This is a genomic window from Citrobacter portucalensis, assembly GCF_002042885.1.
GTDB classification, from domain to species: Bacteria; Pseudomonadota; Gammaproteobacteria; order Enterobacterales; family Enterobacteriaceae; genus Citrobacter; species Citrobacter portucalensis.
Map to the genome: position 1 here is coordinate 39,649 of NZ_MVFY01000009.1, position 16,745 is coordinate 56,393.

16 protein-coding genes are annotated in these 16,745 nt (G+C 49.3%); 8 read left to right on the top strand and 8 right to left on the bottom strand.

The features are described from left to right. The first annotated feature begins 282 nt into the window (after positions 1-282). Positions 283-885, top strand: coding sequence for a TetR/AcrR family transcriptional regulator (locus BZK40_RS14680; RefSeq protein ID WP_008784381.1), 603 nt, complete (start codon positions 283-285; stop codon positions 883-885). Between the two features lie 78 nt (positions 886-963). Next, positions 964-2,118, top strand: a complete 1,155-nt coding sequence (locus BZK40_RS14685; RefSeq protein ID WP_079934884.1) for an MFS transporter — start codon at positions 964-966, stop codon at positions 2,116-2,118. A 194-nt stretch (positions 2,119-2,312) separates the two neighbouring features. Here the strand turns inward: BZK40_RS14685 and BZK40_RS14690 are convergent, their stop codons facing one another. Next, entirely contained in the window at positions 2,313-2,534 is a 222-nt protein-coding gene (locus BZK40_RS14690) for a hypothetical protein (protein WP_003036289.1), read from the bottom strand. Between the two features lie 97 nt (positions 2,535-2,631). Here BZK40_RS14690 and BZK40_RS14695 point away from each other — a divergent pair, with 97 nt between their 5' ends. Next, positions 2,632-3,144 carry a GNAT family N-acetyltransferase gene (locus BZK40_RS14695; protein WP_032942975.1) on the top strand — a complete coding sequence of 171 codons (513 nt, stop codon included), beginning with the start codon at positions 2,632-2,634 and terminating at the stop codon, positions 3,142-3,144. 136 nt (positions 3,145-3,280) lie between these two features. Here the strand turns inward: BZK40_RS14695 and BZK40_RS14700 are convergent, their stop codons facing one another. Next, positions 3,281-4,906, bottom strand: coding sequence for an AAA family ATPase (locus BZK40_RS14700; protein ID WP_079934885.1), 1,626 nt, complete (start codon positions 4,904-4,906; stop codon positions 3,281-3,283). 273 nt (positions 4,907-5,179) lie between these two features. Here BZK40_RS14700 and BZK40_RS24830 point away from each other — a divergent pair, with 273 nt between their 5' ends. From BZK40_RS24830 to BZK40_RS14720, 5 genes are all read left to right on the top strand, one after another. Next, a complete protein-coding gene (locus BZK40_RS24830) occupies positions 5,180-5,368 on the top strand; it encodes a hypothetical protein (RefSeq protein ID WP_244293980.1) in 189 nt (62 codons plus the stop codon). Beyond that, on the top strand, positions 5,344-5,631 hold the full coding sequence (locus tag BZK40_RS24835; RefSeq protein ID WP_253193184.1) for a GNAT family N-acetyltransferase: 288 nt from the start codon (positions 5,344-5,346) through the stop codon (positions 5,629-5,631). Before BZK40_RS24830 ends, BZK40_RS24835 begins: the two co-directional genes overlap by 25 nt. Positions 5,632-5,875: 244 nt before the next feature. Continuing rightward, entirely contained in the window at positions 5,876-7,192 is a 1,317-nt protein-coding gene (gene shiA, locus BZK40_RS14710) for a shikimate transporter (protein WP_079934886.1), read from the top strand. 118 nt (positions 7,193-7,310) lie between these two features. Next, positions 7,311-8,765, top strand: coding sequence for an AMP nucleosidase (locus BZK40_RS14715; protein ID WP_032942969.1), 1,455 nt, complete (start codon positions 7,311-7,313; stop codon positions 8,763-8,765). Between the two features lie 15 nt (positions 8,766-8,780). Further along, positions 8,781-10,559: an aminopeptidase P family protein gene (locus BZK40_RS14720; RefSeq protein WP_079934887.1), complete on the top strand. Its 1,779-nt coding sequence runs from the start codon at positions 8,781-8,783 to the stop codon at positions 10,557-10,559. Positions 10,560-10,614: 55 nt separating this feature from the next. Here BZK40_RS14720 and ptsG read toward each other — a convergent pair whose 3' ends face one another. The 6 genes from ptsG to pabC form a co-directional block, all read right to left on the bottom strand. Beyond that, positions 10,615-12,048, bottom strand: coding sequence for a PTS glucose transporter subunit IIBC (gene ptsG / locus BZK40_RS14725; RefSeq protein ID WP_003836725.1), 1,434 nt, complete (start codon positions 12,046-12,048; stop codon positions 10,615-10,617). A 416-nt stretch (positions 12,049-12,464) separates the two neighbouring features. Next, the gene (locus BZK40_RS14730; RefSeq protein ID WP_020996495.1) at positions 12,465-13,262 is read right to left on the bottom strand and encodes a metal-dependent hydrolase; all 798 of its coding nucleotides are present in this window, start codon (positions 13,260-13,262) and stop codon (positions 12,465-12,467) included. Between the two features lie 10 nt (positions 13,263-13,272). Beyond that, positions 13,273-14,277: a DNA polymerase III subunit delta' gene (holB, locus tag BZK40_RS14735; protein WP_048235646.1), complete on the bottom strand. Its 1,005-nt coding sequence runs from the start codon at positions 14,275-14,277 to the stop codon at positions 13,273-13,275. Then, complete coding sequence (gene tmk / locus BZK40_RS14740) at positions 14,274-14,915, bottom strand: dTMP kinase (protein ID WP_048214457.1); 642 nt, start codon at positions 14,913-14,915, stop codon at positions 14,274-14,276. The genes holB and tmk overlap by 4 nt, the downstream gene beginning before the upstream one ends. Next, on the bottom strand, positions 14,905-15,927 hold the full coding sequence (gene yceG / locus BZK40_RS14745; RefSeq protein ID WP_008784373.1) for a cell division protein YceG: 1,023 nt from the start codon (positions 15,925-15,927) through the stop codon (positions 14,905-14,907). Before yceG ends, tmk begins: the two co-directional genes overlap by 11 nt. 2 nt (positions 15,928-15,929) lie before the next feature. Then, on the bottom strand, positions 15,930-16,739 hold the full coding sequence (pabC, locus tag BZK40_RS14750) for an aminodeoxychorismate lyase (protein WP_079934888.1): 810 nt from the start codon (positions 16,737-16,739) through the stop codon (positions 15,930-15,932). Between the last annotated feature and the right edge of the window lie 6 nt (positions 16,740-16,745).

The window sequence follows — 16,745 nt, forward strand, 5'->3', positions numbered from 1 at the left end:
AATCGGTCGATGCAACACTATCCTTAATCGAAGGGGGACGTTGGACGTTCACTAGAATACGGCAGATTCCGGTGTGATGATTAACCATTACGCGTGGTTGCCGTTGTATCAACGTACTATCCTGGAAAGGATAAAATCCACACATCCCTCTATAGAAACGCATAGCAATTCATAAGAAAATCTGTCTGCGCGTCATCGCTGATTTTTTTATGAAAATTATTTGACTGATCGTTCCATAATCAATACTATGCCGCCTCAACTCATTTCAAGTCCCACATCCCTATGAGTGCTGAAAAACCAACCTTTCCAGGTCGTCCACGAAAGTTCGAAGATCAGGATGTCATTGATGCTGCCGTCGCTGTTTTCAGCGCCAATGGTTATGCAGGCACCTCTGCGCAAGATTTATGCAATGGTACGGGATTAGGGCGGGGAAGCCTATACAATGCCTTTGGAAGCAAGCAAGCCCTGTACGAGCAAGCTTTGTTGCGCAGCCACGAACAAACTATGTCAGCACAGTTAACAATACTCACACAGCCAGGTCTGGTAAAAGAGCGATTGCATACCCTTCTGCTCTGGGGTATTGCCGAAGATCTTTCTCAGCCAGAGCAGCATGATGCGATGGTCTTATTTTCAGCCCTGGAGATGGGCAGTAAAGATGAAGCCGTTGCGAGCCTGAATAATGAATATCGTCAGCATTTAGAAAAAACGCTGGTGTCGGTATTCATCGAAGGCCAACGAACCGGCGAACTGAACAATAAAGCATCAGCCGTCGAAATGGCGAGAGGCTTTATGGCAGGCTATTACGGTTTACGTGTACTGAATAAAAACATTACAGATAGAAAAATCCTCGAAGATGTCGTCGCTGGTCTGTTAATCAATTTATAAATTTAAGCGAAAAAATTCATTATTTACTTGCACTCATTTTTGTAACGATCATTCCAATACAAGGAAAAATAAAAAAACATGCCATTAGTCGTTTATATTTTAGGGTTAGCCATTTTTTCATTAGGTACAGCAGAGTTAATGGTGGCGGGTATGATGACCACGCTATCGGAAGCATTTGGTGTTACAGTCGGCGAAGTCGGGCATTTGATTTCATATTATGCATTCGGTGTAATGCTAGGTGGCCCGGTATTAACCTACACCTTTCTTAAGTTTAAAGCGCCCTATCGCTCAACATTATTATGGCTGTTAGGGTTATATGTTATCGTACAAGGATTAAGCGTCTTTGCCCCTGATTACAATGTGTTAGTTGCCATTCGAATCGTGACAGGTATTTTATGTGCAGGGTGTTTAAGTCTTTCACTCGCGACAAGTATGGCTCTTGTATCTGTAGAAAATCGCCCTCGTGCCGCATCAATAGTGATAGCAGGTTTTATGGTATCCAATGTCTTTGGTGTACCTATCGCGACAATCATTGACCAGCACTGGGGCTGGAAAATGAGTTTTGGGCTGGTCGCGGTCCTGGTTTTCATATGCCTGCTAGCATTAGTACGTTTATTGCCACATATGAGCGGCGGCGGTGCTATCAAGATGGCTGAAGAGATTAAGGCATTTAAAAATAAAGCCTATTGGAAAGCCTGTGCAACCAGCTGTTTGATTTTGGGGGCAAGTTTTGCGGCATTCAGTTATTTTGTTCCCGTGCTGACTGATGTCAGTGAATTTACAATGCAGACGGTTCCCTTCATTCTGATGCTTTATGGACTAGCCAATATCATCGGGAATATGGTAACGGGACGTCTTGCATATCGCCATAGTTTAACTGTTATGGTTGTCGGCTTAACAATATTGAGTATTTCTTTGCTCGGCATGGCGCTATTTGTTCAATATCAGGTCATTGCTATTCTGGCTGTTATACTTATCGGTTTATCTGGCGTACCAATGAATCCGGCAATGATGGCAAGAATTGTCAGCGTGGCACATCCAGGGCCAATGGTCAATGCCGTTCATACTTCCGTGATCAATATTGGATTAGGTGGCGGTTCTTATTTAGGTGGAATGGCAATTTCATCTGGATTCGGTTTACGTTCAGCTCTATGGATTGGAATGGTATTAGCGGTTCTGGCTTTATTATCCGTATTACCTTATATCCGTCGTAGTAAACAAGGCTGGAGTTAATAGGTTCTGAAAATAAAAACGCCCCACTTATAAAAATTACGGGGCGTCGATTTAGCCGTTAAATTTTATTCAAAACTGACTGGCTGCATGTCGCTCAAAGTTGCCCCTCAGTTCCACGACAGGTGCGGAGTAAACCCATCCGTGTAAGTGCACAATTTTCATGCGCTACTTAAGCAGCGTGCTCCCATCAACATTCAGTCAGCTTTATACGCCTGCCACTCGCGCCAGACATTCTCAGGATCAATATCGCGGTAGCCACGCTCTCTGATTATATCCTCGGCTGCTTCGGCTGGCAGGCGGATGGCTGTAGCGCCATCGCGAATGGACTCAACCTCATCGCGGGTCAATTCCCGTCCTATGTCCTGTTCTTTATCAATCAGAACTACGATCAACGCAGGGATAAAAACAATCTTCATACTGATAAGCCTCTGAAATGTTCGCATGCCACTGTATCACTGACAGTTTTGATATAGTTCAGTAATCGTTAATTTATTACCAGGACAGGAATCATTCATGACATTACAAATCCGTGAAGCCACACCTGCCGACGCGATGTTGCTTAATGCGCTGGGCTACCGCATCTACCGCGCACACTTTGAACATCTGTGGGAGTCAAAGTCTGAACTGGAAGCTTTTTTAGCAAGCGAATATTCTCTGGACGAGCTGGAACAGAGCCTGAATGAGCAAGCGGTCTGTTGGTATGTAGCAGAGACCGATAGGCCAATTGGTTTTGCGAAAGTGACCTATGAAAGCAGCATCCCTGATACGAATATGTCAGGGATGCTGCTTAACAAACTCTATCTTGATCCTGCAGACACCCGTAAAGGTTACGGTCAGGTCATGTTTGACACCGTCAAAGACCTGGCCCGGGCCAGGGGGAAAGACTTTGTATGGCTGGAGGTTCTTGAACAGAACGAACGCGCCTGTAATTTCTACCGCAAACAGGGCATGACCTTAATTAAAAGAGACTATTTCAAAACGGCTTCACAGCAGAGCGTCATCAGGATTATGGGGATTGCTGTCTAGCGGGTGACCGGCCGCTTCGTGCCAGGAGCGGACATTAAAAAGATTGATAGAGATTTGAACAACATATCAGATCATAATGCAACAACCTTTCTTTAACGAAGGCTGTTGCTTTATATGATTAATTAGCTTATTTTTTTTAGTGAATGAGAGCTTCGGAAGCACCGCCAAGTAAAGAAAGCACAAAATTTCTGGCGTCGCAATTATTTTTTATAACTCTGATAACATTTAGCTCATATCTTTTTTTATCTATAAACCCACATTGTTTGGCAACAGGAGTCAGCAAATTCGTTTCTCTTATTGGGTAACGACCAACAAGCGAGTCAAAATCAGATGAGTTCATTAAACTATTGAAATAAATAATTTCATCATTTAAAAATGAAGAAAAATTAATTTCTTTACTGTAGGTTCCGCCTTCACGAATATCTCTTTGCGTTGGAATTGAGGACATCACATCTGCTCGAATTTTTTTCTCTATTGCTCGACAACATAAATGTTCTTTTTTCTCTTCAAGAGCAGAGCGTATAATTTCGCAAACCTTACTAAAACATTCATCAATAGTAGAAGTCAAATTAGTATCCTTAACAGAATGCAATACCCATCTTATCATTTTAGGGTGATAGTAAATTGATTCGATTGAATGTACTGAAAGACTAAAAACAAAACTCGAATTTAAATTTTCTATTTGTGACGGAACCTTATTATCATTATCTATGATTCCGATAGCGTTAACCCAATGCGCAGCAGTGTTATTTCTCAAGCCTTTAACTGCCTGTTCAACAAGATCACATTTTTCTTTTGATATTACTGATACATTTTCAAATAAAGCACCGTACAACTCAGCATCCAAGCTTGATTGTGTACCTTCCACAAATAACATATTATTTCTTGCACCAAGAATATCAGTTTTGACTTGCTCATCTAAACCATTCAACGCCTCATCATATTTTTTTATAACAGCCGCATTCCATTGAATAGGTTGATCATTTTCATAAATGCAGCTATTAATACTTACAACTGTAGACTCTTTAAAAAAAGAAGGTAATGCCAATTCATGCGTTGATATGACAAAAGCACAGTCTCTGCGAGCCTCTATTAGGTTCGATAAGAGAAGAGATACGATCCGTTTGTGTAAGTGGCGCTCAGGTTCATCGAGCACAATAAGTGCACCACTATTAGCACATAAAACCTCACAACAGATGATTAATGCGCTTTTTTCTCCATCAGACATCCGGGATAATGAGTATTTTTTTACCGGTTCATAGCTAAAATTATTCACCATTAAGTTTGCTTCTTCATCAATGATAAATTCAAGATTAAATCCACTATTTTTAAAAATATTGTTAACAAGATCAATCTCGTTGTGAAGAACAAGTTCTTCTGTTTTACCACCTGCCTTTAAGTGTTGCATGCTTTTGACCGCATGGGATGTCGCTTTATTTTTTAATCTTACTATTGGCACTGCAGTTCTATCATCTTCCCAAGCCGTCCGATACCTACTACTTGCAGACCTGGAATCATTAAAGACTCTCTGGGATGCACTTTTATAATCTGAGTTACTATAATCAATTATATCCGTCTTAAACGCATTTTTCCGATGTGCAACCACGTATACGGAATTATCATCGGAGTGTTCTCGGTATAGTTTATTAACGAGAGATGATTTTCCTGTTCCATTTCCACCGACAAAAAAAACAACCTCTCCACAACGAACACTAATCGTTTCATTAGAACGATCATTTTTAATAAATGAAAAATCAAACATTAAGTAATCCTTTTACAATTAGTTATCTCTTTTAATATATTTCACTTTAAAGAAAAATAGTGAATGTCTGCCAAAATTTTACGCTTAAATACTTAGCTTAATCTAGGCTTTTCTTTATTATTTATCTCGTAAGGAGCATGTCCGCTCCTCGCTCAAAGCGCGCCTACAGTTCCACATACCAGTCCGCTTCGTGCCAAGAGCGGACATTGAACAAGATTTGATGTAGGGTATTGCGCGATTCGTATAGCCGCAACGTTAATGAGAGCCAGACTTATGAACTACTTTATTCGACCAGCTACGCCTGACGATATCAATAAAATAATCGAATTCACCACTCAGGAAGCACAAGAATCTGAAGGTTCAGTGATTGACCTTGTTGCTGTGGAGCGTGGCGTTTCGTCGGCGTTTAGTGAAAACCACGTTCAAAATATTGGGTCATGGAAGATTCTTCAGGAACAGTGATCGCCGATACCTCTGTCGTAAAAGAATGGAGTGATTTTCATGGAAATGACTACTGGTGGATCCAAAGTTTTTATATCGCCCCGGAGCATCGTGGGATGGGATTAGCTGATGAGCTCATCAAACATCTTACAAAAGAAGCTAAATCAGAAAAGGCAATGGAGCTTCGTTTATATGTCCATGGAGATAACGGGCGTGCGATTCGTGCTTATGAGCGATGTGGTTTCACCGAATCTCCGTATACCATTATGAAAGTGGGTTTATAACTTCCCCAAATACAGCGCTCCTAATGCTCCACCTGAAATCAGAACACCCCTGACAGCCCACGATTCCACCAGGTTCAGATTTCTCATTCATCTTATTTTTCATGTTGCCCTCAGATGAGGGAGATAATCGTTTTCACTTCCCGTCTGTCGCGGTAATCTCATAACGGTCGTTAATATTGCGACTGCAATGTGTGTAACCCAACTCAAATACTAATAACTAAAAAACAGTACAGACAGGATAACTATGGATTCCTCCCTCACCTCCACGGGTCCCCAACAGGACGCCTCTTCACTTAACCGCGCCCGACGCGCTGCGCTTGGTAGCTTCGCGGGTGCCGTGGTCGACTGGTATGATTTTCTGCTTTACGGCATCACTGCCGCACTGGTCTTTAACCGCGAGTTCTTCCCGCAAGTCAGCCCGGCGATGGGGACACTTGCCGCATTTGCCACCTTTGGCGTTGGATTTTTGTTCCGTCCGTTAGGCGGGGTGATCTTCGGCCACTTCGGCGATCGCCTGGGGCGTAAACGTATGCTGATGTTCACCGTCTGGATGATGGGGATCGCCACTGCACTGATAGGGATTATTCCTTCCTTTGACACCATTGGCTGGTGGGCACCTGTGCTGCTGGTGACGCTGCGCGCTATCCAGGGATTTGCCGTTGGCGGTGAATGGGGCGGGGCGGCGTTGCTCTCGGTCGAAAGCGCGCCGAAAAATAAAAAAGCCTTCTACAGCAGCGGTGTTCAGGTCGGTTATGGCGTCGGGCTACTGCTTTCTACCGGTCTGGTCTCGCTGATTAGCTCGCAAACCACCGATGAGCAGTTCCTGAGTTGGGGCTGGCGTATTCCATTCCTGTTCAGCATCGTGCTGGTATTGGGCGCGTTGTGGATGCGTAACCGAATGGATGAATCAGCCGAATTCGAACAGCAGCAGCAGGCACCGCAACCAGAGAAAAAGAGACTACCGGTAGTCGAGGCGTTAATCCGTCATCCAGGTGCCTTTTTGAAAATTATCGCTCTGCGCCTGTGTGAACTGCTGACGATGTATATCGTCACTGCGTTTGCCCTAAATTACTCCACGCAGAATCTGGGCTTACCCCGTGAACTGTTTCTGAATATCGGCTTGTTGGTGGGAGGGCTGAGCTGTCTGACCATCCCCTGCTTTGCCTGGCTCGCCGACCGCTTTGGTCGCCGGCGCGTTTACATTACCGGCGCACTGGTCGGGACGCTCAGCGCATTCCCGTTCTTTATGGCGTTAGAAGCGCAATCCATTTTCTGGATCGTGTTCTTCGCGATTATGTTGGCCAACATTGCACACGATATGGTGGTCTGCGTGCAGCAACCTATGTTTACCGGTTTGTTTGGCGCAAGCTATCGCTACAGCGGTGCGGGCGTTGGTTATCAGGTAGCAAGCGTGGTTGGCGGCGGTTTTACCCCCTTCATTGCTGCTGCGCTGGTAACATTCTCCGGCGGAGACTGGCACAGTGTGGCCATTTATCTGATGGCGGGTTGTCTTATTTCCGCCACTACAGCATTGCTGATGCGGGATAAGCAGCACGGTTAAGCCCGGGTGCGGAGGCCGTCCGGTCTTCGCACAATCTTCCTCAACGTCTGACTTTTGTTTCACATTCCTGTGACATACTATCGGGAGAGCAGTACATCTGTGGAACAAGGAGACAGACATGAACAATAAGGGCTCCAGCCTGACCCCGGCTCAGGCACTGGATAAACTGGACGCGCTGTACGAGCAGTCGGTAAAAGCACTGCGTAGCGCCATTGGTAAGTATATTGAAACAGGGACGCTCCCTGACGTAATCGCCCGCCATAACGGTCTTTTTGTTTACCCATCACTGTGTGTCACCTGGGATGGCAGCGCCACCAATCCCCCTAAAACCCGCGCCTATGGTCGTTTTACCCATGCGGGCTGCTACACCACTACGATTACCCGTCCGTCGCTTTTTCGTCCGTATCTTGAAGAACAACTCACGCTGCTGTATCAGGATTATGATGCGCATATCTCCGTTGAGCCGTCGCAGCATGAAATCCCCTATCCGTATGTCATTGACGGTTCTGAACTGACGCTCGACCGCTCGATGAGTGCCGGCCTAACGCGCCACTTCCCCACAACCGAGCTGTCACAGATTGGCGATGAAACAGCCGACGGTACCTATCATCCGGCGGAATTCTCCCCGTTGTCGCACTTCGACGCCCGACGAGTAGATTTTTCGCTGGCGCGACTGCGCCACTACACGGGAACACCGGTTGAACATTTTCAGCCGTTTGTGCTGTTCACCAACTACACCCGCTACGTCGATGAGTTTGTGCGTTGGGGTTGCAGCCAGATCCTCGACCCGGACAGCCCGTATATCGCGCTTTCTTGTGCGGGCGGGATCTGGATCACCGCTGAAACTGAAGCGCCTGAAGAAGCGATCTCCGATCTCGCCTGGAAGAAACACCAGATGCCCGCCTGGCATTTAATCACCGCCGACGGTCAGGGGATCACACTGGTCAATATCGGCGTTGGCCCGTCTAACGCCAAAACCATTTGCGATCATTTGGCCGTACTGCGTCCTGATGTCTGGCTGATGATTGGTCACTGTGGCGGGCTGCGTGAAAGCCAGGCGATTGGCGACTATGTTCTGGCCCATGCTTATCTGCGTGACGACCACGTGCTGGATGCCGTACTGCCGCCAGATATTCCAATTCCGAGCATCGCGGAAGTGCAGCGCGCACTGTATGACGCTACCAAAGAAGTCAGCGGTATGCCCGGCGAAGAGGTTAAACAGCGCCTGCGTACCGGTACCGTCGTCACCACTGACGATCGCAACTGGGAGCTACGCTATTCCGCTTCTGCGCTACGCTTTAACCTCAGCCGCGCGGTGGCTATCGATATGGAAAGCGCCACCATCGCAGCCCAGGGATATCGTTTCCGCGTTCCGTACGGCACGCTGCTGTGCGTTTCCGACAAGCCGCTGCACGGTGAGATCAAACTGCCGGGTCAGGCCAACCGTTTTTATGAAGGTGCCATTTCTGAGCATCTGCAAATAGGTATCCGGGCTATCGATCGTTTGCGTGCTGAAGGCGACCGACTGCACTCCCGTAAATTACGTACATTCAACGAACCGCCGTTCCGTTAAGACCTGAAGGTAACTATGCACAACTCAACTCCTCTTTCCGCCCTGCGCAACCTGCTGATAGCGCAGGGGCTGGATGGCATGATTGTTCCGCGCGCCGATGCTCATCAAAGTGAAGATTGTACGCCGCATGACAATAAACTAGCCTGGCTGACCGGTTTTAGCGGCTCTGCTGGCCTCGCGTTGGTCCTTCGGGATCGCGCGTTAATGTTTGTCGATGGACGCTATCAGGTCCAGGTACGTAATGAAGTCTCGCTGGATGATTTTGAGATTCATCATTTACACGATGAGCCGCTGGCCGACTATTTGCAGTCTCATGTTGCAGCAGGCACACGTATCGGCTTTGAACCAATGCTGATGGTCAATAGTCAGTTTGAAGCACTGTCGGCAACCCACTGCGAGCTGATGCCTCTTGAGCAAGATCCTTTTGACCAGGTATGGCTAGACCGTCCGGCAGCACCCTGCGGCATCATTCGTGAAATGCCCATTGAAATCAGCGGGGAAAGCAGCACGCAAAAGCGTGCCCGCGTCGTGGAACAACTCGCTCAACACCAGGCTGACGTGCTGGCAATTACCCTGCCGGATAACATTGCCTGGTTATTGAATGTGCGTGGTTCGGATCTGGCCATGGTGCCAGTGCCGTTTTCGTTTGCCCTGCTCCATCGCAGCGGTGAGCTGGAATGGTTTGTGGATAGCAATAAAACGCAACAGCTCCCCGCATCACTGCTGGATACGCTTACTCTGGCCCCGCAAGAGAATTTTCTGACTCGCTGCCAGCAATTAGCTAATGGGAAGCGTTTCCTGGTCGATAAAGACTACGCCCCGGTCGCATTGCGTTTTGCCATTGAAGAACACGGTGGCAACGTTCTTTGGGCGCCCGATCCCATCACTCTGATGAAATCCCACAAAAATGACGTTGAACTGGCAGGCTATCGGGAATGCCATGAACAAGATGGCGCAGCCTGGGTAAACTTCCTTGCCTGGCTGGCCCATGAAGTTCCTTTGCGCGAAGCGGCAGGCAATCCGGTCACCGAGCTGGAAGCGCAGGCCAAGCAACTGGAATTTCGCCAGCAGCAGCCGGGATTTATCGAGCAAAGTTTCAGCACGATTTCGGCCTCTGCCAGCAATGCCGCAATGTGCCATTACCACTCCAGTGAAAAAACCAATACGCCAATTACCTCACAGGCCATGTATCTGAATGATTCCGGTGGCCAGTACCACAATGGTACGACGGATACGACGCGTACCCTCGCGTTTGGCCCACAGGATCCGCAACGTCGCCTGCATTACACTGCCGTGTTGAAAGGCTTTTTGTCGCTTATTTCGCTGCAGTTTCCCAGCGGGACTCAGGGCCATCAACTGGATGCTTTTAGCCGCCGGGCGTTGTGGGAGCTGGGTCTGGATTTTGATCATGGTACGGGACACGGCGTGGGTCACCAGTTGCTTATTCATGAGCAGCCACATCGCATTGCCAAAAAAGTAAACCCGTGGCCACTGATCGCAGGCAACATCATCACCATCGAGCCAGGTTATTATCTGGCCGGACAATATGGGATCCGCATTGAGAATCAGGTGGAGATTATCAACAGTCGTCCTGGTTTCTGTCGTTTCTCAACGCTGACGCTGGTACCGATTGATTTGAATCTGGTCGAACTGCATCTGCTGAGTGATGCTGAGAAACAGTGGATTGATGATTACCACCAGCAGGTCAGAGAGACGCTATCCCCGCGCGTGAACGCAGAGGCTCGTCCCTGGCTGTTCGCCGCCACCGCACCGATTCGCATTCAGGCTAATTAATGCAATAAAAAAGGCAGCCCGCAGGCTGCCTTAGTTCTCCCCAACTTCTTACTGCTTAGCTGTTACGGATGTACTCATCCATTTCAGTTTTCAGGTTATCGGACTTAGTCCCGAAGATAGCCTGAACACCGGAACCAGCTACCACAACGCCTGCCGCACCCAGTTTCTTCAGGCCAGCCTGATCCACTTTAGCAACGTCAGCCACGCTGACACGCAGACGAGTGATGCACGCATCGAGGTTAGTGATGTTTTCTTTACCGCCGAATGCAGCAACCAGAGCCGGAGCCATTTCACCGGTCGCACCTGCTTTGCTGTCTTCGGTAGCATCTTCACGACCTGGCGTTTTCAGGTCCAGCGCTTTGATCAGCACACGGAAGATGGTGTAGTAAACTATCGCATAACCGATACCGACAATCGGGAACAGCCATAGTTTGCTGCTGTTACCGGACAGAACGATAAAGTCGATCAGACCGTGGGAGAACGACGTACCGTCGCGCATACCCAGCAGGATACAGATCGGGAATGCCAGACCAGCCAGAATCGCGTGGATGATGTACAGGATCGGCGCCACGAACATGAAGGAGAACTCGATCGGCTCGGTAATACCGGTCAGGAACGAGGTCAGCGCCGCGGAGATCATGATACCGCCCACTTTCGCGCGGTTTTCTGGTTTAGCAGAGTGCCAGATAGCGATAGCAGCAGCCGGCAGACCGTACATTTTGAACAGGAAGCCACCGGACAGTTTGCCCGCAGTCGGGTCACCCGCCATATAGCGAGGAATATCACCGTGGAACACCTGGCCCGCAGCGTTGGTGTATTCACCGATCTGCATCTGGAATGGAACGTTCCAGATATGGTGCAGACCAAACGGTACCAGGCAGCGCTCAATGAAGCCATAGATACCGAACGCCACGACCGGGTTCTGGTATGCAGCCCACTGAGAGAACGTCTGAATAGCAGTACCAATCGGCGGCCAAATGAAGGACAGAACCACACCTGTGAAGATGGCAGCCAGACCAGAAATGATAGGAACGAAGCGCTTACCCGCAAAGAAGCCAAGATACTCAGGCAATTTGATACGGTAGAAACGGTTAAACATATACGCTGCAATCGCACCGGAGATAATCCCCCCGAGAACACCCGTATCAGCAAGGTGTTTAGCGGCGATCTCTTCAGCAGGTAAATGCAGAACCAGCGGCGCAACAACAGCCATGGTCTTAACCATGATGCCGTAAGCAACAACGGATGCCAGTGCAGATACACCGTCATTATTAGTGAAGCCTAACGCAACACCGATAGCAAAAATCAGCGGCATGTTCGCAAAAACAGAACCGCCTGCTTCTGCCATTACGTGCGATACAACGGCTGGCAGCCAGCTGAAGTTAGCGGAACCGACGCCCAGCAGGATACCTGCAATCGGGAGTACGGATACCGGCAGCATCAGCGATTTACCGACCTTTTGCAGGTTAGCAAATGCATTCTTAAACATAATTAGGAGTGCTCCTGAGTATTTGTGCTTATACACTTCATCCTTCAAACCGCCTCAGGGCGGGCTGCGCTCGCTCATCCCAGTCACTTACTCTAGTAAGCTCCTGCAATTCACTCACTTGCCGCCTTGATGCAGCTTGATTGACTTTGTGTATTCTACGTTCTCACGCATTGGCGAGGGGGGAGAACCTCGCCGTGTACAGGGCATCTAAGTACCCTTTATTTATTACACAGAGTAAAATAATTCAGTTTGTTTTTGTTTGACGGCTATCACAGTTCAGTCGTGAATGGCCGCAAAATCCGCACATTCCGATAAAATGCGTTTCTGAATGTGTCAAACTGATTATTCACCGCCCATTTTGTGGCGGTGAACTTTACTCGCATTAGTGATTAATTACGAGCTTTAAAAAAAGTCAGTTAACGAACAGATTGCAGGCGAGAAGCGTCGATGTGAAACAGGCGGGCAAAGTTATCAGTGGTTGCCTGCGCCAGTTCTTCAACGGCAACACCTTTCACTACGGCCATGTACTCAGCAACGTCACGAGTCATGGCGGGCTGGTTCTCTTTTCCACGATGCGGTACAGGCGCAAGGTAGGGAGAATCCGTCTCGACCAATAACCGGTCCAGAGGAACATAGCGGGCGGCATCACGGAGCTGCTCTGCATTTCGGAACGTGACGATGCCGGAAAACGAGATATAGAATCCAAGGTCCAGTAATTTGCCCGCCGTTTCTCTGTCCTCTGTAAAACAGTGTAGTACGCCGCCACAATCCGTCACTTTTTCTTCGCGCAGAATAGACAGCGTATCGGCTCGCGCATCGCGGGTATGCACGATAACCGGCTTCTGTAACTCACGGCCGATCTGAATATGGTGGATAAAAGATTCCTGCTGGCGCACCTTTGTTTCCGGCGTGTAAAAATAGTCCAGCCCGGTTTCTCCCATCGCCACAACCCCCTCTTCGGCGGCAAAACGACGCAGGTCCTCAACATCATAGGTTTCATCCTGATTTAACGGATGCACGCCGCAGGAGAAAACCACATTGTCACGCTCACCGACCAGTTCGCGCATACTGCGATATCCTGGCAGAGTGGTCGCAACGGCAAGACAGAATTTCACATCACGTGCGGCCGCTTTTGCCAGCACGTCATCCACGTCCTTATGCAGAGATTGATAATCCAGGCCATCAAGATGGCAGTGTGAGTCGACTAAAAACATAATGTCTCTCTCAAAGATGGGGAACAGGCAGTACGGTGCCCGGTTGCAGGTAATGCTCAATACGAAGAATAAGATCGGTTAACACCAGTTCACGGTTTACGCCCGTTACGTTCAGCAGTTGCTGACGACAATGACAAACGTCACCGAGTATCGCCTGTATCTGGGCAACGGATAACCGTTCTGCGATAGAAGATATCAGGTCCAACGCATCAGGATTCGTTAAATGGGAAACGCCATACGGACGTTTCAACGCATCGGTCAACAACGTTGCCAGCCAGTGTAAACGGGCGGCAGCCTGATCGTGATTTAACGCCGCGAGCAAGATATACCAGTCGCCTGTGTTTAATGTGTTCACCAGTGCCGCACAAAAATCTGTGCGGTGCGCCCAGCTTTCAGCCTGTAACAACGTAAGTGCCGCGCCTGGCGAACCTGCACTCAGGCGTAACGCGCTCAGCAGCGCTTCTGACGATGCAGTCACCTCACGAGCAAGCCAGGAAATCGCATACGACTCCGGCGGTGGTGCAAGATGATGTAACCGACAACGGCTGCGTAATGTCGCCAGCAAGCGAGCTGGCTCTGTGCTGGCGAGGAAAAACCAGGTTTGTGCCGGGGGTTCTTCCAGCGTTTTCAGCAAGGCGTTGGCGGCGGCATCGGTTAACTGGGCAGCATCCGGGATCCACACGACCTTCGCACCGCCGAGACGCGAATGCTCGTACAGCTTTTCACTGACTTCGCGTACCGCATCAACCCCGAGCGTGCTTTTGCCTTTTTCCGGCAGCAGCGAATAGTAGTCAGGGTGCGTCCCCGCCTGCATTAGCTGACAGCCGCGGCACTGTCCACAGCTTTTATGCCCTTCCGGCTGCTGGCACATTAAATAGCGGCTGAGGGCGTAAATCAGCGCGTCGTCGCCCATTCCGGGTAACGCCTGAATCAGTAACGCATGGTGACCACGACCCGTCTGGTAGCTGGCTACCAGTTTTTCAAAATCCGGTCGTAACCATGGGTACCATTTCATGCGCCCTGCTCCTTCACCCATTGGGTGATGGTATGACGGATATCAGCCATCACAGCCTCCAACGGCTGCGTAGCGTCTATAGTACGAATGCTGGCGTCTTTGGCAGCCAGCTCAAGATAGCGCGCGCGAGTACGATTAAAGAAGTCGAAAGATTCCTGCTCAATACGATCCAGCTCGCCGCGGGCACGGGCACGCTTCAACCCGACTTCTGGCGTCACATCCAGATAGATCGTCAGGTCCGGGCGAAAATCACCAAGCACCGCATCACGCAGGGTTGCCAGCATGTTTTGATCGATACCGCGTCCGCCGCCCTGATACGCCTGGGTCGACAGATCGTGACGATCGCCAATTACCCACGCGCCTTTCGCCAGTGCAGGTTTAATAACGGTTTCGACCAACTGTACACGCGCCGCGTAAAACATCAGAACTTCGGCTTTATCGGTAATGACCTCGTCACCGACCGATTTAATATCCAGCACCAGACTTCTTAGTTTCTCAGCCAGCTGCGTTCCACCAGGTTCACGGGTGAAAACCATGTCACGAATACCGAGTTGCTCAAGTGTCTCCACCACCACGTTACGCGCGGTGGTTTTTCCGGCGCCTTCCAGGCCTTCAATGACGATATAGTTACTGCCCATTTTTTTCCTTAAGCACTTTCAGGTAATCCTGCACGGACCGGTTATGGCTGGCAAGATTGGTGTTAAACGTGTGGCCGCCTTTACCGTCAGCCACAAAATAGAGATACGGCGTTTTTGCCGGATGCGCCGCGGCCTGCAACGAGGCCTCTCCCGGCATGGCAATCGGGCCTGGCGGCAGTCCCGTGATGGTATAGGTGTTATAGGCGGTCGGGGTGTCTAAATCCACACGCGACAATTTGCCATTATACCGTGTACCCATCCCGTAAATCACGGTCGGATCGGTTTGTAAACGCATACCGATACGTAAGCGGTTAATAAAGACCGAAGCCACCTGGTCGCGCTCGCTGGCAACCGCAGTTTCTTTTTCAATAATAGAAGCCATGGTTACCAGCTGATTTTTGTCCTGATAAGGCAGGCCATCAGCGCGCCCCTCCCAGACAGTATCCACCGCTTTAACCATTTTCTGATGCGCGCGTTTTAGCAACGCTACGTCAGTAGTATTGGCGGTATACATCCAGGTATCTGGCCAGAACCAGCCTTCTACCCATTGCGGGTTTTCCAGCTTAAGTGCCTCGGCCACGGTCTCATAGCTATCGTCGCTTAACGTATGTTTGATATACGGGGCATCACGCAGCTGTTTGAGGTAATCGCTCAGGCGCATCCCTTCAACCAGACGTAGCGGGAACTGCGCCTCTTTGCCGCTTTCCAGCAGTTGCAGCATGTCCCGCACCGTCATGTCAGGCGTGAAGCGATATGTTCCGGCCTTAAAATGCGACAGCTCGGGCTCCACACGCAGCAGCCACTGGAACACGCGCGGACGATTGATAACTTTGTCTGCATACAGCTGTTCGCCGAGAGCCAGACGGCCCGTCCCCGCTTTCAGCGTAAAAATCGTTTCTTCTTTAATCAATAATTTGCTGTCCGCCAGATGGCGAACTTTCCACATTCCCACTCCAGCGGCAATGCCCAGCACAACCAGCAATAACAGGACAACAAGTAACAGTTTTTTCATGACTAATTCGGGTGCTCACAAAGTGGGGCTAAATAATCGAATAACAAACGTGAAGACAACAACGTGTCGCCACAGGCACGCACGGGAATAATGGGCATTAACGCGTTACAGACGACGATTTCATCAGCCTGCATTACCTCCTCCAACCCGGCATACACTTCGACAATACTGAATGGCGATTGTGCCAGCATCCGGATACAGAATTGTCGCATAATACCGTTCACTCCGGCCTGGTCCAGCCGGGGCGTGTAAACCACATCGCCTTTACGCCAGAACAAATTAGCCGCACAGCATTCCGTAACCCATCCCTCGCTGTCAAGAACCAGCGCTTCATCGGCGTCCGTCTGTTCAAGATGAGAGCGAATCAACACCTGCTCCAGTCGATTCAGGTGTTTAAGCCCGGCAAGCAGTGGATTACGTCCCAGCCGCACTGGGCTTAGCGCCAGCGTAATACCTTCTTGCCGCCAACGATCGTAATGATCGGGCCAGGATGAAACGGAGAGGATGCGTGTGGCACTATGACAATTTTTGCCACTGTAACCCCGGCCTCCACTGCCACGGCTGATAATCACTTTCAACACTCCGCGTACGTGCCCTTTCGCCAGCATTTTCATTTCATTTTGCAGCTCGGACCAATCTTCAAAAGAGATCAGCAGTTTTTGGCAAGCGTCTTGTAAACGCGCAAGATGCGCTGCAAAGAGAGGAATTTCACCGTCGATAATACAGGCAGTGGTAAAACAGCCATCACCAAATTGGGTCGCTCGATCGCTTGCGGCCAGCATATCTTGCTCGCAGCCATTAATTAAGAACATGGTGGC